Source organism: Anaerobium acetethylicum (assembly GCF_900096945.1).
Lineage (GTDB): Bacteria > Bacillota > Clostridia > Lachnospirales > Lachnospiraceae > Anaerobium > Anaerobium acetethylicum.
Genome location: NZ_FMKA01000015.1, coordinates 75,193 through 95,253, shown reverse-complemented (window position 1 = coordinate 95,253; position 20,061 = coordinate 75,193). Strand labels below are relative to the sequence as shown.

Here is a 20,061-nt window from a genome sequence, read left to right as displayed (position 1 = left end):
AAAACATAACAGCGGAAAAGCATGAACTACTGCCGATTTAGGGAACTGGACACCAAGGGTGGACTGTGCAACACGGTATGATATTCATCGCTTACAGTTTTTGTACATTTTTCAGAATACGAAATATTTGGTTCCATATCTATTCTGCTCATTTAAATTGATTCTCTTAATAATCACATACCACAAACAGGTCCGCGGATCCGTGCTGAAATATATCAATAATATTATTCATCTTCGTAAGCAAATCGGCACTTACCTTTTCCCTTTCCCTTGACTTCTCTCACAACGCCCAATTCTCTCAACTTTGCCATTATTTCTGATGCCGTTGATGGAGAACAACCCAGAATCTTTCTAACATCAGATGCTCCAAATATCTGGTTATTATCAATATCATTATAGATTTTCAAAATATTATTAACTGTTGGCTCATTGTATTTACAGCTTTCAATCTTCGACTTTATTGTATCAAAAGACAGCTTTTCACTTCCAATCTCCGGTTTTTTATGCCCAATCTCCGGTTTTTCATGGCCAATCTCTGGTTTTTTATAGCCAATCTCCGGTTTTACAATACTTGAATTACGGACGATAGCTTGCAACATAAATGAATTACTATAATATTCCGGTGCATGAAGTCCTGCCGCTTCCAACTCCTTACACATACGATCAACACCTTCTCCATACTCTTTAACAAAACTGTAAGTTTTTAAAAATTCTGCAATCTTTGGATTTCTCGAAAAATGTATATGCCTTATATTATCTGCTCTCACAAGTCCTGGCAGCCTTCCCGGACTTTCAACAACAATACGGTCATCAAAAAGTTTTATTTGTATATCAGTTCCTCTAATACTATAATCGCGATGTGTAACAGCATTAACTACAATTTCTTGCCGAACAAATTTCGGATATTCTTCTTCTGTCACAAACTTTCCATCTTGTCCCAAATATGTTTTTTCTTTAATCTGAGTGTCCAGATATGTTATGGCATCGTTAATCATTTTAAGAATATTACCTTCAAAAATAACATCCTTAATGACATTCATTTCAGTACCGAATTTTTCTTCAGTGCCTTCATATCGAATAAAGCGAACTCTGGCTCTTGGAAAATGCAGTTGTGGATTCTTTCCAAATAATAAAATTGCAGCTGAACTAACTTGTATAGCCCCCTTTTTCTCTTTTACAAATCCCTTGTTTTCTTTAAGATATTCCATAGGTGTCTTGGAATATCCAATCTTTTCTATATACGCTTTCACAAATTCCATATCAATGTCTTCCATGTCTGCATCTGGGACTGGCTTATCCTCAAAAAACCGTTCTCCCTTATCATACATTAGCTGTGTACGCTCTTCAAACGTCAGTTTTTTCGACTTGTCTCCCACACGCATGTACACTTCATCTGCTTGATTTGCGTGTACTTCCATGCTTGGTTCTATATGCATTAAGGTTATGTGATTCACCCTTCCTTCAGAGTCAACACAAGAAACATCTTCAATCTCCACCTTTACTGTAGGAACACAGAAGTCAAATGGAACGCGTAACAATTCGTTCAATTTCGGCGTTTCAAAATCCACACCTTCAATCCGGCGTGTTCTATCTGATACTCCAATTGCAATGGTACCTCCATCCGCATTTGCAAATGCTATAATGGGAATTGCCAGTGCTTTCGGTTCAATATTTATACTCTTGCGATCAAAGATCTGCTTTTCTTCAAATTTCAAAACTTCATCAATTGTCATGCGTTTCTCACCCCTCAAAATAGTATGAACCATTGAAGCCCTTTATAATATAGTATTTGCTCAACTCCATCAACACGCATTTTTTGCGTGTTATTCTGCTCCATCCGTATTCTCTCCCTTCTTCATTCTATTCTGGAGTTGTTCATTCTTAATCTGATATTCAATTAACCGCGGTATGTACTCTGGTGGCTTTCTTTTTCCTGCCTCCCAGTCCTCCACGGTTCTTAAAGGAATTCCAAAGTGTTCCGCAAATTCTTTACGATTCAGTCCGGCTTCTGCTCTTAATGCCTTGATTTTTTCCCCAATCTCCATATCCGCTCTCCTTACGCATTGCGTGGTTATATGCATATTATAGCAAATATTTATTAAAAGAAAAGATGTCTTATTATTATCTTAGAACTGATAGCCCATGCTCCACGCTTTTTCCATCCAGTAATATCTGGTAATAGTCATCATCCAGCAATATTGCCGAAAGACTCGAATCCCTTTACCATACATACTCCTTAAGCATCTCATCCACTGAAAGGCTTACTCTGTCATCTGTTTTTTCTTCATTGGTTAACGATAGAAGAACTGTTAGCGGATCTACCAGATTCCTGTTTTGAAAATTAATGTAATATCCAATTTCCTGAATAACGCAGCCTTTTTCTTCCCCTTTTGGGACAAGCTGTTTTTTCTTGATCTGCAATTTCTGTAATTCCTTCTTTGTGATTGCATAAGTTGGAAACGAATTGTCTTCCAACATGGAATACTCACAAAGAGCGGATATTCCTGCTTTTACTTCAATCTTCAAATCCTCTGCCATCTCATAAATTGCGATAACCGGATTTCTAAGAATCGGCTGAATTTCCTCCCAAAGTTCTTTTGGTTCTCCATTCATACAGATCACACGCGACTTTCCTTTCATTGCAAGTACCGGTATTTCAAGATATTCTGTCTCGTCAAAACACCTGGAGACCGACATCTTTGTCACTCCCAAACGTTCTGCAACCTTTGTCACTGTCATATCTTCCCATTTTTCATATAAAGCTACAAGTAGAATCTTTTGTGTCAGATAAGAGATTTGTCTGATCGGTGCCAATGTTCTATCTGTTTCACCTGCCAACAGTACACCTGTAAATGGTAGATAAATCTGCTTTCCCTCTACCACAAAAGGAATCCCCTCATTCAACATGACATCCTTCGAATAACTATTTAAATTTTTAAGATATAACGCACAATTCAGACCAGTCAGTTTCTCTAGCTGCCTCTGATTTTTCCTCATAGATGCCAATCCAAGTTTCTCCTTTGGCTCAGCCATAAGCCACTGAATTCCATCCATCTTCACAGAGTACAAATGATATAAACCAGCATATAAAAGCGGCAAAGATTTTTTCTTCTCAAATTCTGTTATCTCAATCTTTCTTCTTAGACACTTTTCTAAATACTCTTTCATAAAAACCACCTTTTTAACTTGTAACTTATTTTATGTTACAAATTAAAAATATCATATTTCTTTATTAATTTCAAGTCATTCTGTTTACATGCGTACCTAAAAAGCGAGTATCACAACCGTTAATTACATCAAGGTTTTCTCTTACTTTTTCATCTCGATAAACGAGAATTGTTTCCTCTCAAGCGGTAACCTTATCCGGTATCCACTCGGATTACAGCTTCTGCTTTACCCGGGCTTTCCAATTCCATTCCTTGTTGGCCTTCATGACATGCCGGGTCAGCTCCGAGCCTCCTCCAATAAATGTAGGAAGGTCTAATATTTTGTAAATTCATGATTGTTCCCATATTATAGTAGGAATTCTTCTAAAAGAGGCATAGGATTACCTTAGTAAATTATGAATACACGAGGAGTCTCTATTATGAAAACAAAAGACATGACAATTGGAAGTCCGCTACAAAACATCATAGCATTTTCGATTCCTGTATTACTGGGGAATTTATTCCAACAGTTTTACAATATGGCAGATACCATGATTGTAGGCCGATATCTTGGTGAAGAATCACTGGCGGCAGTTGGATCCACCGGAAGCATCGTCTTCTTCATCATCGGCTTTACCAGCGGGCTGACCCAGGGCTTTGGTGTTATGATTTCACATGCATTTGGTGCCAGGAATTTCGAGCGTCTGAAGCACCTGGTTGCTGTATCCCTGTTTTTGACCTTTGTCTTCTCTGTGTGGCCACGATTCCGGCCGTGGTATTTTCCAGACAGTTCCTTATCTGGATGAACACACCTGGAAACACACTGGAACTGGCTAATTCCTATATCCGTGCACTATACTGTGGACTCATCCTGACGATGGCCTACAACGTATCTTCCAGTATTTTAAGAGCAATCGGAGACAGTCGTACCCCCCTGTATTTTCTAATTCTGTCTTCCTTTTTAAATATTGCTTTGGACATCATTTTCATTGTGGTTTTTAAGCTTGGAACTGCCGGCGGTGTGGTGGAGCTTGTTTGCAGACTGTCAGCCATCAGGTTCCTGCTAGCGCCGCTAGGCTACTGGTGCGTCCGCCTGACCAATCCGATCACCTGGATTTTTACCTGCATCATGTTCACAGGATCGTATTTCTGGTGGGAGATGAACGCCAGGAAGCAGCAGCCTGACAAACAGCCCGGCTTGCTGACATCAAACATAGATAATTTATAAAAAAAGATCAGATTGGAAACCCCATGATTTTATAGTATGATACTCTCAAAGACAACTCAGAATCTATATATCGCATCAATATCAATAACCCTTGGGAGTATGCTATGGACCAGAATAAAATGACCCCTGCAAAGCAAAAAATCATATCCGCACTGGAAGAATTACTGAACGATCAAGATTTAGATGATATCTACATCAGCGACATCGTCCGTTCGGCAAACATCTCCAGAAAGACCTTTTATCGCCATTATCAGGATAAATACGATTTGGTGAATGCCTATTTTTTTGCATTTTTTCAAACCACCTTTGAACGGATTACATACGGCGACGAATGGGATGAGGCATTATTGCGGTACCTTGCCATTTGTGAAGAGAAGGCGCTTATTTTATCTCATGCTTATAGCAGCAGGGATACAAATAGTCTTCGCAAATTTGATATTGAAATGACTGAAAAAACATATCGTAAATATTTAGAAATGAAAGGTGCGGATGTCCGCTCAGAAGAGATGAACTTTGCTATTCGGATTGCCTCCTGCGGAGGGACAGAGATGATCATTGACTGGCTTCTATCCGGAATGAAAAAGGATAAACGTGATCTGGTCGGTTTGATCAAGCGCACGCTTCCCCATGATATACTGAACTATCTGTCATAAAATCCAGAAATGACACACATGTGGCATTTTGTGTCTTGAATAACCAGGTTCTCTCTGGTAGAGTGTTTTTATAGATATGGTAAGGCAATGATGGAAAAAAGTATGTCAGACCCCTTTTATCAGAGAGCAGGCGGTTGGTGCGAGCCTGCAAAAGGACTGTTCAGAATACCTTCCGGAGCTGCTGCCTGAATTGCATTCGCATAGTAGGGTCAGACGGGTGCGCCCGATAAAGCGCTGCGTGCATGCCAGTGCACAATGAGGGATACTTTGTAAGAAGTATCTGAACCAGAGGTGGTACCACGGTTGAATATCCATCGTCCTCTGTCCAGTATTGGACAGGGGATTTTTTGTTGCCATAAATTAAACATACAGGAGGAATTTTATACATGAGAATCTATGAAGAGTTACAGGCAAGAGGCCTGATTGCCCAGGTTACAGACGAGCCGGAAATCAGAGAACTGATCAACAACGGAGGTGCAAAATTCTATATCGGCTTTGACCCGACAGCAGACTCTCTCCATGTCGGGCATTTTATGGCGCTTTGTCTGATGAAGCGCCTGCAGCTGGCGGGAAATAAGCCGGTTGTCCTTTTAGGCGGAGGCACCGGATTCATCGGAGATCCTTCCGGGCGAACCGATCTGCGTTCGATGATGGACACCGGGACGATTCAGCATAACTGCGATTGCTTCAAAAAACAGATGGAGCGCTTTATCGAGTTCGGTGAGGATGAAGCAATTATTGTGAATAACGCGGACTGGCTGCTTGATTTGAATTATGTCGATCTGCTCCGTGATATTGGATCCTGCTTCTCCGTCAATAACATGCTCCGTGCAGAATGCTACAAGCAGCGGCTGGGACGTGGTCTGAGCTTCTTTGAATTCAACTACATGATTATGCAGTCTTATGATTTCCTGCATCTGCATAATCACTATGGCTGCAATATGCAGTTTGGCGGTGATGACCAGTGGAGCAATATGCTGGCAGGAACGGATCTGATTCGCAGAAAAACCGGAGATGACGCCTATGCGATGACCATCACCCTGCTGATGAACAGCGAGGGGAATAAGATGGGCAAAACAGCAAACGGCGCTGTATGGCTCGACCCGGACAGAACCTCTCCATACGAGTTTTATCAGTATTGGAGAAACATCGGTGATGCGGATGTTATGAAATGTCTCCGAATGCTGACCTTCCTTCCTGTTAAAGAAATTGATGCTATGGAGGAATGGGCGGACAGCCGGATCAACGAGAAAAAGGAGATTCTGGCTTATGACCTGACTGCACTCGTTCACGGTGAGGAAGAAGCAGCAGAAGCAAGAAAAATGGTACCTGACACCATTAAATAAAGTTTATGGTGTCAGGTACCAGAATAAGGTACCGAATAAAAGTACAACTAATATAAACCATTCATGAATTTACTTTTTAATTTTATTTAATCGTTCATTCAATAAATAGTAAGCTTCATCCGGAAGCAGTTTACCAATATGATGCCAGATACTTGTAAAACTTAATACCCCGCCAGTTGACATGCGTTCTGCCATTGCAGGCTGAACCACTGCCATTGGCGTGGCAATCAGTTCCTGCACCGCCTGAAATCCTTCCGGATACTTATAAATCTCTTCCATAGGGTCATTGACCGACAAATAGCCTTCTCTTACTACAATCTCTCTTACCACTGTGGCATCATCCTTTTTGGACTGCAGGTTCGCGAACCACTGTGCAACTGCATCAGACACATTTTTTTCTTCTGTAAAAACATATTCCTCCGGCACTTTATCTACTTTCTCAAGTATCAGGGTGTCCATCAGACCCTCTGGTGTCCGGACCAGGATCTCATTGAACTGTTCTGACAACGCGACTTCTTTAAATTCAAAAATCGCCGATTCGCAAAGATGTCCGATATGCTCTCCATTTACCCACAAATCAACCTGCTTCTGATTGGAATAGACCTTGATATTGATCTTATCTTCAGCATGTTTTGTAAATCTTTTTCCACAAAGATAGACAAATGGTTCCTTGCTCCAGCAGGCTTTGTAGAAATAAAATGCCTGTTTTTTTATGCTTCGGTCATAAGTCACTAAGCCCTTATTGTTTCTTCCTTTACAGCCCCCTTCATCTCTGGCGTCTGCTGCAAAATCAAACATATTCCAAAGCCAGGTCGCCCACAGATTGGGCCGCTCTTCAAAGGCCTTTTGGGCTTTTTCATGCACCAGTGCCTGATATTCCTCTGAATAATCCTTTATCTTTGGATGTTCACTATGCCATGACAAAATGCTTTCTGCACCATATTCGCTGATCGCAAGCGGAATCTCAGGTATTTCGTTATGACGCTCGTCACAAAATGCTCCATGGTCATCCATGGTGCCTTCATACCAGCCTTTATATTCGTTGTAGGAAGTAACATCCGTAATATGGAAAAGAGGACTGTCTGTCCTGGTCATCCCAACATTTGCAATAACCGTCAGTCTGGATGGATCTAATTCCCTGGTCAATTGATTTAACTCTCGCAGTATCTTGTACATTTTTTCAGATTCACCGCCGATTCCCACTTCATTGGCGATTCCCCAGAAGCAGATGGACGGATGATTGTAGTTCTGTAAAACGAGTTCCTGCATCTGCTGCCTTAAATTCTCATCTGCTTCTTCTCTTTCATCATAAACGCTGATAAATGGAATTTCTGCCCAGACCACCATGCCGTTGCGGTCACACAAGTCATAGAAGAAAGGTGCCTGCTGATAATGCGCCAGGCGGATTGTGTTTGCTCCAATCTCACGCATTAAAGCCATGTCTTCGATGTGCTCTTTCTCTGTAACTGCCCAGCCCATGTTTTCTCTGTCCTGGTGACGGCAGACACCGTGTAATGGATAGGCAGCACCATTTAGGAAAAATCCTTCCGACGCGCTGACAGTGTAATCGCGAAAGCCAAAGTTCGCGGCGACAACATCCTGGACATTCTGTGCGGATAAGAAAACCTTCACCTGGTATAGATAAGCATCCTTTGTTCCATCCCAGCGCTGTACTTCCGGTACTTTTAAAGTAAGCTGCACGGTTTCTCCTGCCCTGTGATTCTTTCCGAGTTCCATCACTTTCGATTTCGCAACTGAACTTCCATTTGTATCAAAGATTTCTGCGTAAACGCTGCTGTCCGCAATTACATAGGTATCAACAACAACCGTTCCGTCCATCGAAGGTGTTACAAAAACAGCATCCGTTCCAAATCTCGTTACATCGAAATGTGCATTCTCGTCAAAGCAAATCAATTCCACCTCTCGATAGATTCCACCAAAGAATGTGAAATCAGCCTGCCTTGGATAGATTGGCAGCTCATTGCTGTTATCTGCTTTTACAAGTATTTCATTTTCCCCATCCTGTAAAAAGGGTGTCAGATCAAACGTAAAGGCTGAAAATCCTCCAAGATGCTGCCCTGCTGATTTTCCATTGCACCAGACTTCGGCCTTTTTATTGACTGCGCCAAAACGTATGTAAACTTCCTTCCAGTCGCTTTCCAATGTAAGCGTTTTTTTATACCAGGCAGGCCCCTGATAATAATCATTTCCGCCGTCCTGTCCATCCAATGCATTCCAGGTATGCGGCAGAGTTACGACCTCCCATACCACCTCCTGCTGATGCTCGCCTTTCAAAAATCCCCAATTTTCGTTCCATTTAATAACTTTTCTCAATTTATTTCTACCTCGCTTGGTCATTTTTGTTTGATGTTTTAAAGTTTGCTGCACGCATGTTCTATTCTTCCACATCCAGTACTTCAAAATATGGATTTTCTTCTGTACATGGCTGCCAGTCTGTTTTTCCTTCCTCATTCGGATTTCCTGTTTTCATAAAATTGCTCCAATAGGAAATCATCCTTTCGGAAAGCTTATAATCTGCCTGTTCAAATGGTCTCCAGCAGTACTCCAGGCTTCCAAACACATACCACAGTTCTGCCGAGTGAAACGCGCCGCTTTCATCTCCTGGCAACTCTCGTTGGAAATAATAAACATAAGCCTTATGAGTCGTATCTGCATTTACCCTCTTTGCATATGCCAGATCTCCCTGATGCATCAGATTCGTTTCCGGCGAACTCTCTGTCTGCCCTTCTGTCGTTAAATCATTGGAATTTGAACCCAGCATATAATCGATAGGAAGATACTTGCCTTCATCCATTAATACAGTTCCATCTTTTTTAAGCAGCTCGCCATCAATGACAGGAACAAAGGGCATTCCTTTTCTTTCCTCAAAAGCTTTCGCCATCACTTTACCTATTGCCTGCATCATTTCTTCTGAAGAAGTCTTGTATAGCGCATCCAGCGCCTGTTTCCGCTTTGTTTCACTTTTCATCCACTCTTTGTCATGGATTCCTAGTGCTTCCAACAGATCCTCTGCCGTTTCAGTTGCCCTTTCAATGGTACGATACTCGGCCAGTGGATTCCGGTAACCTCCACCGCTTTGTAAAATCATCCGTTTAAATAATCCTTCTGCCTTTTCTGTAACTGCCAGCGCCTGCAGGCTCATTGCTCCTGCGGACTGTCCAAAGACCGTCATGTTCTCTTTGTCTCCGCCAAAGTCTTCAATATTTTCTTTTACCCAGGAAATCGCCTCCAGCTGATCCCAGAGTCCATAATTGCCGCCAGCCTCATTTTCTCCTTCTGCCCCTAGCAATGGGTGGCATAAAAATCCAAAAGCACCTAACCGGTAATTCATGGTAATGATGATTACACCTGATTTTACCAGCTCATTACAGACGAACGGCAGGTTGCTTCCTGCACCTCCCAGGAATGCGCCGCCATGTATGTAAACCGCCACTGGCAGTTTGCCCTCTGCTTTATGTTCCGGAATCCAGATATTCAAATATAAGCTGTCCTCGCTCATTTCTGTGATGAAATCCGGATTACTGTAAAATTCTTTATGGTAAAAGCCGCCTCGATCCGGTCCCTGCATGCTCCTGCACCGAAAATGACCAGCCTTATAGATTCCCTCCCAGGCTTCTGCTTTCTGTGGTTTTTGAAAGCGCAGTTCTCCAATTGGAGCCTTTGCATATGGCACACCTTTAAAAATCACACATCCGCTTTCTGTAATCCCTTCTATCTTCCCATACTTCGTATTTACGATCATATTGATTCTGCCTTTCTTATTTGTGTTGCTGTCTATATTCTTGTGGCGTCATTCCAACCTGTTCTTTAAATATTTTTGTGAAATAAGAGGAATAGGATATGCCCACTCGTGCTGATATATCCGTTATCGATAAGTTTGTTTTAATGAGAAGCTGCTTTGCAACAACAATACGTTTTTTTATGATATAGTCAGTTAACGCCATACCTGTCTGCTTCTTAAAGATTCTTCCAAGATAACCCGAGCTGACATGTACCATGGCTGCCAATTCATCTCTTTGCAGGCTGCCAACCGAAAGATTTTCTGCAATCAGTTTTTTTACCTGATCCACAATTTTTTCCGGGCTTTCCTCTGTGCAATCTTCCGCCAATTCTGATAAATCTACTGTTTTTTCATGGACGAGAATTTTCTTTTCTATCTTTTCAATGATCGCTTCTAAATCATCATATGGAATCGGCTTTAGTAAATAATCCTCCACCCCCAGGCGCAACGCTTCCTGCGCATAAGAAAATTCGGCATGACCAGTATAAAATACCGATTTTATCTCCGGTTTATTTTCCTTTACCCATTTAATAAGTTCTATGCCATTGCCATTAGGCATCTCAATGTCAGTAATTATGATATCCACCGGATACCTCTGCAGCATCCGGATCGCCGTGTCTTTGCTGTGGCATTTATATACTTTATCAACATTCAGAGTTTCCCACTTGACACCCTCTTCCAGCCCCATAAGTGCAAGTTCTTCATCGTCAGTCAGTAAAACACTAAATTTCCGCATATCGACACACTACCTCTCTTTATCTACCGTTACTATCTAAATATCATCATCATCGAATTCCATATTATCCACTGAAATATATGGCACTTTCAGGATTGCAACTGCGCCATGATCATTCATCAGCTGGATATCAGCTTTATCATCATATATTAATTTTAATCTTCGATATACATTTGTAAGGCCAATATGCCCATCTTCGTTTTTCTGTTCCCAGCTCTGCTGCAATAATTCTTCACTATATCCTGCCCCATTATCACTAATACGAATTGTCAGATATTCCTTTTCTTCATCTGTCTCCACATGAATTGTTATCTTACTGCTTTTCTTGGTGGAAAATGTATATTTTACACTGTTTTCCACAAAACTTTGAATAATAAACGGGGGAATCAGTGCACTTTTTGTTTCATCCGGAACCACGACCTGGCAGGTAATCTGCATCATATAACGGATTTCCTGAATCTCCATATAATAATGGACATGCTCGATTTCCCTCTGCAGTTCGACCAGTTCAGTGGCATCGTGAAACATATATCTGGAGTAGTTCACAATCGATTTGGAGATTTTTTGAATCGTACTATAATCTTTCCTTTCTGCCAGAGAATAAATGATATTCAGTACATTCGCATAAAAATGCGGCTTGATCTGAAGCTGCAGATATTGCATTGTGGCTTTCTGCGCCTCCAGCTTCACCTCGTATTTTTCAATTTTCAGCTGTTTTATCCGTTTAATCATGTGATTAAATGCATGAACCAATTGAACAAGTTCTGTAATCTGATAGGCTTCTTCTACTGTTACATCCAGCTCACCTTCAGCAATCTGATTCATGGTATTCGCAATTTTGCCGATTGGTTTTTCCACATAAGCATGAATAATATAAAAAATCGCCGGTACCAGAATCATTAGAACCAAAAACATAATAAAGAAAAGCATTCTGAAAAACCACATATCTGATATAATGCTGTTTTTTGCTGTAAGCATACCAAAATAATAGCCTGTCTTATCTGAAACATATCCAGTCTGCAGATATTCTTTTCCATCTACGGCGATATAGGTTCCCTCTTGTTCCGGGGAAAAATCAACATCCACCTTTTCCGATGTGAATATGACAGTTCCATCCTTTTCCGCAGCAAATGCAATACTATTCTCATCATATTCCGCGCTTTGCAATGTACGTAATATTTCAGACTCTGAAACACCGACGACAAAGTAGCTGTCTTCTATTTTCAATAAGCGGATCATGATATTTCCCTGTCCGCTTTTACAAATCATATAACGTTCTAATCGATTAAATTCACCCTGCTCAATTCTCTCACCAATGAGCTGTTTCACTTCTCTTCTCGTTGCATAATTACTTGTACTGCCAGCTTCCAGCCATGTTGTTTCATCAGTACTGTCCGTGTAAATCATGGCAAAATCAATCATGTCAGACCAGGATACAATGCTCATAAGCGAAGTGAGCACAGCATTTCTGGCAACTGACAGCATAACCGGATCTGTTTCATTCTTTAAAGAGTTATAGAGCTGTGACGTCGACTGGGTCGTCCCGCTGTAAAGAGATTCATAAATAAAGCTGTCGACAATCTGCAGGGAATCTTCAATCCCATTTTCCGCAATGAAGATACTTTTTTGTACGCTCTCTTCCGTACGCTCTGTCAGCGCCAGGAGCATATAGGATTGCAGTAAAAAATACACTACTACAAGAAACAAAAACATTCCAATCCAGTATTTTCGCAGCAGATTTCTTAATGATATCTCTTTTTTCACAGTCATATCACTCCTTATGCATCTCAATATTCCCCTGTTATGCTTAACCTTTTACTGCTCCAACCGTCAGTCCCTTCATGTAATACTTCTGAAAGAAAGGATATAGGATAATCATTGGCAGCATGCCAACTACCGCAATTGCCATTCTAAGAGTCAGCGACGGAATCGATGCCGCATCTGTTACAATCATTGATGCGTCCATGGACTTTGCCAGATATTGCGCATTTGTCAACATATTATTGAGCAGCGCCTGTATTCCTACAAGTCTTTTATCTGTAATATAGTATAAGCTATTTGTCCAATCATTCCAATACATTAAGGCTTTCATGAAACCGATTGTAGCAATAATAGGAACGCTTAATGGCAATACAATCTTGAAAAATATTCCAAACTCAGTCATTCCATCCATTCTGGCACTTTCCAGAATTTCTTTCGGGATGTTATTTTGAAAATAGGACCTTGTGATTAAAATATGAAACGAATTACATAACAGAGATGGGATCAGCAGTGCAAAAACCGTATTCTTAATATGGAAAATATTGCTCCACATCATATAGCTGGGAACAAGCCCACCGGAAAACAGCATTGTGAAAAGCACATAGAAGCTTATGAAACCCTTTCCTGGAAGACCCGGAACTGTAAGTGTATATGAAATCATCGTTGTCATAATCACACCTACTACCGTACCAGTTAATGTAACAGCTATCGTTATAAAATAGGAATGGAAAATACTTCCTTCTCCAAATATATATTTATAAGCTGAAAAATCTAAGCTCCTCGGTATTAATGAATATCCAGACTTAACAATATCCGCCTCAGGTGATATTGAAGACATGATCAGTAATGCCAAAGGAAAAATAACTAAAATACATAAGATCATCATGATCAATTGTGCAATTATCTGAAATCCCGTATCTTTTTTTACCATTCTTTTCTCCTCCTAGAACATTGCGTTTTCTCTACTGATTTTTCTTATGATAGCATTTGCAATCATGACAAGACAAAATCCTACAACAGACTGATAAAAACCTGCCGCAGCAGACATCCCCATATTGGCAGTATTCATCAAGCCTCTGTAAACATATGTATCTATCGTCTGTGTCACATCGACGATTGCACCACTGTTCATCGGCACCTGATAGAACAACCCGAAATCCGAATTAAAAATTTTACCAACAGATAAAGTTGTCAGTGTAATAATTGTTGGCACCAGACACGGCAATGTAATGTTCTTAAAACTATTGAACCGGTCAGCCCCATCAAGATTTGCCGCCTCGTAAAGTCCGGGATCAACAGCCGACATATTCGCAAGATAGAGAATACAATTTGTTCCTGTAATCTGCCAGAAATGAACAAATATCAAAATGAATGGCCACCACTTCTTTTCACTGTAGAATGAAATCGGCTCTATGCCAAGCGGTGCTAAAATGTGCATATTAATATATCCCGTATCACCTGCTAAAAGAGCATTTGCCAGGTATGAAACAATAATAATTGATAAAAGGCCAGGGAACAGAATAACCGTCTGAAATACTTTTCTCGATATGTGGCTTTTTAGCTCATGCAGCAGATATGCAACAAATATAGCTAAAATCGTTCCCCCAGCAATAAATACAAGGTTATATAAAAGTGTATTCCTTGTCATGATCCATGCGTCTGCACTCTTGAACAAAAACCTGAAATTTTCCAAGCCAACCTTTTTGCTCCCGAAGATTCCGCCGCTTACTGTGTACTTCTCAAAAGCAAGAATCAATCCGCCCATTGGAATATAATTATTTATAAAGAAATAAACGCAGGCTGGCAATGCCATCACATAAAAAGGCCAGTACTTTTTTGCCTGTTTTACAAAAGATTTTTTATTCATTCTTCCAATCCCTTCTTTACTTTTTTAAAGAGGCGCGTTTCAGTTAACACTGACAAGCGCGCCCCTTTATCTTAATTATTATTTATTTGCTGCCAGGAAAGCATCCACCTGTTTCTGCTTTTCTGCAATAACAGTATCAAGTCCTGCGTCTTTAAGCGCGGCGATAAATTCTGGAAGATAAGTTTCCGGATCCAATGCACCACTTTCCAAACCGATCTGATATTTGCTGCAGACATTATCAAGCTGTGTGATTTCGTTTGTTACGTTCGTTGGATCAAAACTAAATCCAAGAGCAGCTGATTTTTGAGCTGATGAATTGCTTTCAACAAGTTTTTCCGCATAATCAGGATTTTCGCTCTCCCAACGGATTCTGTTTGTGTTAGAAATTGCCGATCCGAGATGATAGGTACAAGTTGAGGCATCCTGTCCATCCAGGTAGCTTCCCATTCCATTCTCATTTAACTGATAATGTTCACCTTCAATACCGTAACTGATCAGATTCCCTATTTCTTTGTCTGAAAACCAGAGGTTCATGAATTTCATACATGCTTCTGCATGCTCTGTATTAGACATAATCGTATATGTAACATTATTGTATGTTCGTGCAACAGGCGTATCTAATAAAATTGCCCCCATATTTTTTCCGCATGATGTTGACTGGTAAAAAGCAGTATTAAAGTCTGTCTGGCCAATCGTAGAGAAAGCCGCTTCATTCTGTGTCAAAACAGTGAATGCATCTGTCTGAGTCTGAATATCCTTATTTGAATATCCCTTGTTGTACCAGTCGTTTAAAACGCCGCAAAGCTGTGCATACTGTTCTGTCTCAAAAAGGTTTACAACATCTGCTGTTTCTCCGCCATTCATTAAAACGCCATAATTATTTCCAAGGTCATCCCAGAACCCATATTGAAAGTTCGGTGCTGTATTTCCGCTATTTGTAACAAATGGCGTCATATCCGGTTTAGCTGCCTTAACAGCTGCAAGGATTTCTTCCCAATCCTCTAAATTCTTAACCTGAGCAACTTTTTCTCCAAGACCAAGCTCATCAACGACATCCTGTCTATATATGATTCCCATATTCCATGCATACGATGCGTAGATTGGAACCGCATACTGGACACCGTTGATTTCTCCGCTCTTTAAATAATCGCCTTCCATTTCAATGATATCCTGTCCATATTCCTGGATCAGATCTGTTATGTCATATGCGGCTCCCTGCGACACTGCATTCAGATATCCACCATAATTTGCAAGCATGTCAACATCCTCTGTTCCGCTTAAGAATAGTGAATACTGCTGGAACCACTGTCCAAAATCATATACCTTAAATTCTACCTCTACGCCAATTTTTTCTCTTGATATTTCATTTACGGCCTCCATGACCTTAGCCATGTCATCTCTCTTGCCTGCTGATGGCAGGTAAATTTTGATTTTCTCTACCTCTGCAGAATCACTCTGATCAGCTTCTGTTCCAACTTTCCCTGCTTCGTTATCTGTCTTTGATTCTCCACATCCAACAAGCATTGTAGCCACCATGGCAGCTGTAAGCAATACACTGACTAACTTTCGTTTCATAAATAAATCCTCCCTTTGTTTAATGTTGTTTCATATACTGATTTTACTTAATAAAAGAAGTATTTAATATCATTTTGAAAACTTGAATTTATACATTAAGAACCTTTTTATAATCAGAGGCTTCCCTCATATAGCTGTCCATTGCTTCTGCTACACGCTTAGAAAACTCAACCGCTTCAACCACTGTCCTGGCACCATTTACTACATCCCCTGAAGCAAAGACTCCTTTTTGTGTTGTTGCACCATTTTCATCCACGATCAGCAATCCGTTTCTTGAAGAATGAAGGCCTTTTGTCGTATCTACCAATTTTGTTTTTGGGCATTGGCTGACCGCAATGATAGTCGAATCTGCCATCACATATTCCATTTCATCTGAATATCCGACAACTCTATCCTCATCATCATATTTTACCGTTCTAAATACCGGACCTTCTTCCCGAATCTCCATAGTGTCTTTACAGTATCTGATTTCCGCTCCGTCAAGCACTGCATACTCTAATTCTTTTGTGCTTGCAGCCGCCGTTCTATTATACTCATAGAAGGTTATTTTCTTTACTCCTTTTCTTAACGCAGTACGTGCAACATCCATGGCCGAGTTTCCTGCTCCAATGACAGCAACCGTATCGCCCAAATTATACACTGACGGATTTGCAAGATAGTCGATGGCAAAATGTACATTTCCAAGGCTTTCTCCTTTTATCCCCAAAGTTCGCGGCCTCCATACGCCGGTTCCTATAAATATGGAACAATACCCATCCCGAAAAAGATGATCTATCGTCAGCGCTCCCCCGATTGTTGTATTCGGACGGATTTTAACGCCTATACTTATCAGTTTTTCTTTATATCGATCAAGAATTGTTTTTGGCAAACGGAAATCCGGAATACCATACTGGAGCACCCCGCCGATCTTATCTCTCGCTTCAAATACAGTTACCTCGTAACCTTTTTGAGAAAGGAGAATTGAGATCGTGATTCCTGCTGGTCCCGAACCAATCACCGCAACTTTCTTTCCGTTCTTAGGCTTACATTGAATTATGCTTTTATCAAAGCAGGTATCCGAAATATAATTTTCTATACTGCTTATATGCACCGGCGAACTTTTTTTTTGAAGAACACAATGCCCTTCGCATTGCTTTTCATGGTCGCATACCAACGAACATATGATAGAAAGAGGATTATTATCAAAAAGCTTTCTACCCGCTTCATTTATACTAGCTGTCAACAGCCCCTGTATCATTACCGGTATCGGTGTCTTTATTGGACATCCCTCGATACATCCTGGCTTTTTACAGTTTAGACACCTTTTTGCTTCATTTATAACATGTACTGACATTCTACCTCTGTATGATATCTCTTACAGACAAATCATACTACTCCTTTCGTACTTTATTTCTTATCCCGGGAGATCACCATCTTATTTGTCGGCATAAATTTATAAGACTTTGTTTGACTTATATCCACTTACCATTTTGCCAGAATCCAGTCCTCCGGAGCCTGTATATCAGTTGATTTTCTAGCCACAAGCCTGGCTTTCATATCGATACAAACAGCTTCACTTTCTTTTTCATTTCCCATCTGTTTTAAAAGAGCTTTTACAGCTTCGTAACCAATGTGCTTTTTTCCGATACTAATGGTCGACAGTGGCGGATCCACCATACTTGAAACAAAGACATTATCGTATCCAATCACTTTAACATCTTCAGGTATCCTTTTACCCCATTCCTTAATTGCTTTACATGCTCCTACAGCCATCTGATCATTCGCTGCAAAAACTCCTTCTATATCAGGCATCGACTTTATGAGCTCCTTCATGCATGTGTATCCCTTTACATGGTTATAATCTCCGAAAGAAATCATGGTTTCATCTTCAACTTGAAAGCCATGTTCTTTCATAGCCAGCTTATATCCATTCATCCTGTCATGCGCGACCTTGGAATTCATTGGACCCGTAATATGCCCAATACGCCTGCAGCCACAATCTATAAGGTGCTCTGTCGCCTTTTTACTGCCTTCTACCGAATCTGAAAACACAGAATCAATTCCGTATTTTGAAAAATCCCGTTCTATACTGACCAATGCCGTCTTTTTTCTGCTTGCTGTAAGCTTCTTAATGCTTTTCATATATGCCCGTTCCATATCCTCTGATACTGTCGAGAAAAAAATGATTCCATCTACTCTGTTCGAAATAAGCTCCTTAAAACTTTCCTTCTCTCTTTCGAAACTCCCAGCCTCTCCATTTACGCTGTTAAGATCATAAATGATGACTCTGTACCCTCTCTGATTTGCAACCTCATAAATACTCTTTACCACATATGGATAAAAAAGACCACCTATGTCTGCAGTTAGAACACCAATCGTTTTCGTATTTTTTGTTTTCAAATTCCTGGCAACCGGATCTGCTTCATACCCCAGTTCCTGAACGGCAACATTTACCTTTCTGCTGAGTTCCGGGCTTACATATTTTGTTTCATTCAAAACATTTGACACTGTAGATATGGACACGCCTGCTCTTTTTGCCACATCGTTAATACTTGCCATTCATTTCACTCCACCCTCTGGCTTTTCATCTATTAATTTCATCATATTTACATGGGATTTCCTCTAGTCCCATCTGATTGCAGGCTCCCTCCTGCCAGATCTCATATGCTATTTTCAGCGTATCGTCACTCAGATCCAATCCATACTCAAGAACACAGCCATAGCTCTTTTCACACGATCTACAGGCCATTTCTATCATTGGCCCGATTGTATGGATAAACATTTCGGGCACTCGTCCGCACACCGGGCACTTCACAATATTAATGCATGTAATCATACTCTTCTTCTCATTCAAGATTGCTTTTGAATTGCTCTAATAAATGGTTCTGATAATAACCCTGAAACGTTCCTTGTATTAATTGAACAATCGCCTCTTTAAGATCAGACCAGCTCTGTTCTTCTTTTCCAGCTAAAATCGGATAGAAAAATACTCCGTTTCTATTTGCGGCATCCCAATCGCCTGGGGCATCTCCAACCATTAAAACATGATTCTTTTCATACCCATACTCCAAAAGTTTTTTGATGCAGTATTCTTTCGACCCGGCATTCTGCGCCAGCAATATGTCTACAGCTTTTATCAAACCGTGTTTTGTCCATTCCTCTAATACTGCTTCCTGATTAGCCGAAGATACAATAGCTACGTCACAAATATCATGTGCCAGATGAATTCCTTCCTCCGCACCTTTAAAGGGCAGCATTTTTTCTTCGGGAATTTTTTTGACTGCGGCATTTACCGATTCCGACCAGCTCAATGCCTTTATAAGACATTTGCTATTTGTTTTTTCAATTTCTCTTTGCAGCGAAGCATTTGAAAGTTCATCCGTAGTGTTTACCCAATGATGGAGGCTGTCTAAATTTTCAATAGGAATATACTTCTTATCAATCTCCTCCAGCGCCATGAGAAGCCCCTTAAAACGATTAATTCCCCTTGTTTCAGAAAAAAGATTGATCTGATTCCAACGTTCCAGGATTTCCTTCTGATCCGCTTCCAGATTCCATTCGGCAACCATACACGGACCAAAACACGCCATATGTTTTATATCCATTGTATCCATAACGCAGCCATCAGAATCTATACATACTAGATATTTTTTTGTTCTATGATATCCTTCGAAAGGGTAACTGTGTTCCATTCTATTCCTCCTGGTATGATGTGGTATTTTTCCTCGAAAAATCAAGGCCCATCGTTCATATAATCAATATAATCAGCGCGTCAAAAGCCCTTTCGAAACGTTCGGCTTCGTCAATTTGCACATTCTTCATCCAGCAAGCAGTGATGCAAAACATGAATTGATGAGCAGCTTTATGAAGACGTTGGTACTTGGGTCGCGTGTTGTGCGGCCCTACGTACCACTACGTCTTCATCTAAGCGAGAGCGCGCTGCGAATCAACATGTTTTGCATCACGAC

The 20,061-nt window shown here is 40.6% G+C and carries 15 protein-coding genes, 2 pseudogenes and 1 other annotated feature; of the genes and pseudogenes, 3 read left to right on the top strand and 14 right to left on the bottom strand.

Going from position 1 to position 20,061, the window contains the following annotated elements; all coding sequences use genetic code 11:
- Positions 1–224 precede the first annotated feature (224 nt).
- From BJR36_RS12260 to BJR36_RS12250, 3 genes are all read right to left on the bottom strand, one after another.
- A complete protein-coding gene (locus BJR36_RS12260; RefSeq protein ID WP_091234724.1) occupies positions 225–1,733 on the bottom strand; it encodes an ATP-binding protein in 1,509 nt (502 codons plus the stop codon).
- Between the two features lie 90 nt (positions 1,734–1,823).
- Positions 1,824–2,045: a helix-turn-helix domain-containing protein gene (locus tag BJR36_RS12255; RefSeq protein ID WP_091234721.1), complete on the bottom strand. Its 222-nt coding sequence runs from the start codon at positions 2,043–2,045 to the stop codon at positions 1,824–1,826.
- A 175-nt stretch (positions 2,046–2,220) separates the two neighbouring features.
- The gene (locus BJR36_RS12250; protein WP_091234718.1) at positions 2,221–3,168 is read right to left on the bottom strand and encodes a hypothetical protein; all 948 of its coding nucleotides are present in this window, start codon (positions 3,166–3,168) and stop codon (positions 2,221–2,223) included.
- 394 nt (positions 3,169–3,562) lie between these two features.
- Between BJR36_RS12250 and BJR36_RS21165 the strand changes: the two are divergent.
- From BJR36_RS21165 to tyrS, 3 genes and pseudogenes are all read left to right on the top strand, one after another.
- Positions 3,563–4,374, top strand: a pseudogene (locus BJR36_RS21165) (MATE family efflux transporter).
- A 104-nt stretch (positions 4,375–4,478) separates the two neighbouring features.
- Complete coding sequence (locus BJR36_RS12240; RefSeq protein WP_242875554.1) at positions 4,479–5,027, top strand: TetR/AcrR family transcriptional regulator; 549 nt, start codon at positions 4,479–4,481, stop codon at positions 5,025–5,027.
- Between the two features lie 78 nt (positions 5,028–5,105).
- Positions 5,106–5,352: a binding site (T-box leader), on the top strand.
- A 61-nt stretch (positions 5,353–5,413) separates the two neighbouring features.
- Positions 5,414–6,349, top strand: a pseudogene (gene tyrS / locus BJR36_RS12235) (tyrosine--tRNA ligase); the annotation flags it as partial.
- Positions 6,350–6,442: 93 nt separating this feature from the next.
- Here the strand turns inward: tyrS and BJR36_RS12230 are convergent.
- The 11 genes from BJR36_RS12230 to BJR36_RS12180 form a co-directional block, all read right to left on the bottom strand.
- On the bottom strand, positions 6,443–8,707 hold the full coding sequence (locus BJR36_RS12230; RefSeq protein WP_169823683.1) for a glycoside hydrolase family 2 protein: 2,265 nt from the start codon (positions 8,705–8,707) through the stop codon (positions 6,443–6,445).
- A gap of 61 nt (positions 8,708–8,768) precedes the next feature.
- Positions 8,769–10,136 (bottom strand): carboxylesterase/lipase family protein, encoded by a 1,368-nt coding sequence (locus BJR36_RS12225; protein WP_091234713.1) that lies wholly within the window; start codon positions 10,134–10,136, stop codon positions 8,769–8,771.
- Positions 10,137–10,152: 16 nt separating this feature from the next.
- Positions 10,153–10,911, bottom strand: a complete 759-nt coding sequence (locus BJR36_RS12220; RefSeq protein WP_091234711.1) for a response regulator transcription factor — start codon at positions 10,909–10,911, stop codon at positions 10,153–10,155.
- A gap of 36 nt (positions 10,912–10,947) precedes the next feature.
- Entirely contained in the window at positions 10,948–12,675 is a 1,728-nt protein-coding gene (locus BJR36_RS12215; RefSeq protein ID WP_169823682.1) for a sensor histidine kinase, read from the bottom strand.
- A gap of 43 nt (positions 12,676–12,718) precedes the next feature.
- The gene (locus BJR36_RS12210; protein WP_091234706.1) at positions 12,719–13,603 is read right to left on the bottom strand and encodes a carbohydrate ABC transporter permease; all 885 of its coding nucleotides are present in this window, start codon (positions 13,601–13,603) and stop codon (positions 12,719–12,721) included.
- Between the two features lie 12 nt (positions 13,604–13,615).
- Entirely contained in the window at positions 13,616–14,539 is a 924-nt protein-coding gene (locus BJR36_RS12205) for an ABC transporter permease (RefSeq protein ID WP_091234705.1), read from the bottom strand.
- Between the two features lie 78 nt (positions 14,540–14,617).
- Positions 14,618–16,114: an ABC transporter substrate-binding protein gene (locus BJR36_RS12200; RefSeq protein ID WP_091234702.1), complete on the bottom strand. Its 1,497-nt coding sequence runs from the start codon at positions 16,112–16,114 to the stop codon at positions 14,618–14,620.
- An 88-nt stretch (positions 16,115–16,202) separates the two neighbouring features.
- Entirely contained in the window at positions 16,203–17,447 is a 1,245-nt protein-coding gene (locus BJR36_RS12195) for an NAD(P)-dependent oxidoreductase (protein ID WP_091234699.1), read from the bottom strand.
- 128 nt (positions 17,448–17,575) lie between these two features.
- A complete protein-coding gene (locus tag BJR36_RS12190; RefSeq protein ID WP_091234697.1) occupies positions 17,576–18,652 on the bottom strand; it encodes a LacI family DNA-binding transcriptional regulator in 1,077 nt (358 codons plus the stop codon).
- Between the two features lie 25 nt (positions 18,653–18,677).
- Positions 18,678–18,929, bottom strand: coding sequence for a hypothetical protein (locus BJR36_RS12185; RefSeq protein WP_091234694.1), 252 nt, complete (start codon positions 18,927–18,929; stop codon positions 18,678–18,680).
- 10 nt (positions 18,930–18,939) lie between these two features.
- The gene (locus tag BJR36_RS12180) at positions 18,940–19,551 is read right to left on the bottom strand and encodes an HAD family hydrolase (protein WP_330387915.1); all 612 of its coding nucleotides are present in this window, start codon (positions 19,549–19,551) and stop codon (positions 18,940–18,942) included.
- Positions 19,552–20,061: the final 510 nt, after the last annotated feature.

Bases quoted from the DNA above. Each gene is read 5' to 3' on its own strand.
- BJR36_RS12260 (WP_091234724.1), bottom strand. From the start codon at position 1,733: ATGACAATTGATGAAGTTTTGAAATTTGAAGAAAAGCAGATCTTTGAT.
- BJR36_RS12255 (WP_091234721.1), bottom strand. From the start codon at position 2,045: ATGGAGATTGGGGAAAAAATCAAGGCATTAAGAGCAGAAGCCGGACTG.
- BJR36_RS12250 (WP_091234718.1), bottom strand. From the start codon at position 3,168: ATGAAAGAGTATTTAGAAAAGTGTCTAAGAAGAAAGATTGAGATAACA.
- BJR36_RS12240 (WP_242875554.1), top strand. From the start codon at position 4,479: ATGGACCAGAATAAAATGACCCCTGCAAAGCAAAAAATCATATCCGCA.
- BJR36_RS12225 (WP_091234713.1), bottom strand. From the start codon at position 10,136: ATGATCGTAAATACGAAGTATGGGAAGATAGAAGGGATTACAGAAAGC.
- BJR36_RS12220 (WP_091234711.1), bottom strand. From the start codon at position 10,911: ATGCGGAAATTTAGTGTTTTACTGACTGACGATGAAGAACTTGCACTT.
- BJR36_RS12210 (WP_091234706.1), bottom strand. From the start codon at position 13,603: ATGGTAAAAAAAGATACGGGATTTCAGATAATTGCACAATTGATCATG.
- BJR36_RS12205 (WP_091234705.1), bottom strand. From the start codon at position 14,539: ATGAATAAAAAATCTTTTGTAAAACAGGCAAAAAAGTACTGGCCTTTT.
- BJR36_RS12200 (WP_091234702.1), bottom strand. From the start codon at position 16,114: ATGAAACGAAAGTTAGTCAGTGTATTGCTTACAGCTGCCATGGTGGCT.
- BJR36_RS12195 (WP_091234699.1), bottom strand. From the start codon at position 17,447: ATGTCAGTACATGTTATAAATGAAGCAAAAAGGTGTCTAAACTGTAAA.
- BJR36_RS12190 (WP_091234697.1), bottom strand. From the start codon at position 18,652: ATGGCAAGTATTAACGATGTGGCAAAAAGAGCAGGCGTGTCCATATCT.
- BJR36_RS12185 (WP_091234694.1), bottom strand. From the start codon at position 18,929: ATGATTACATGCATTAATATTGTGAAGTGCCCGGTGTGCGGACGAGTG.
- BJR36_RS12180 (WP_330387915.1), bottom strand. From the start codon at position 19,551: ATGGCGCTGGAGGAGATTGATAAGAAGTATATTCCTATTGAAAATTTA.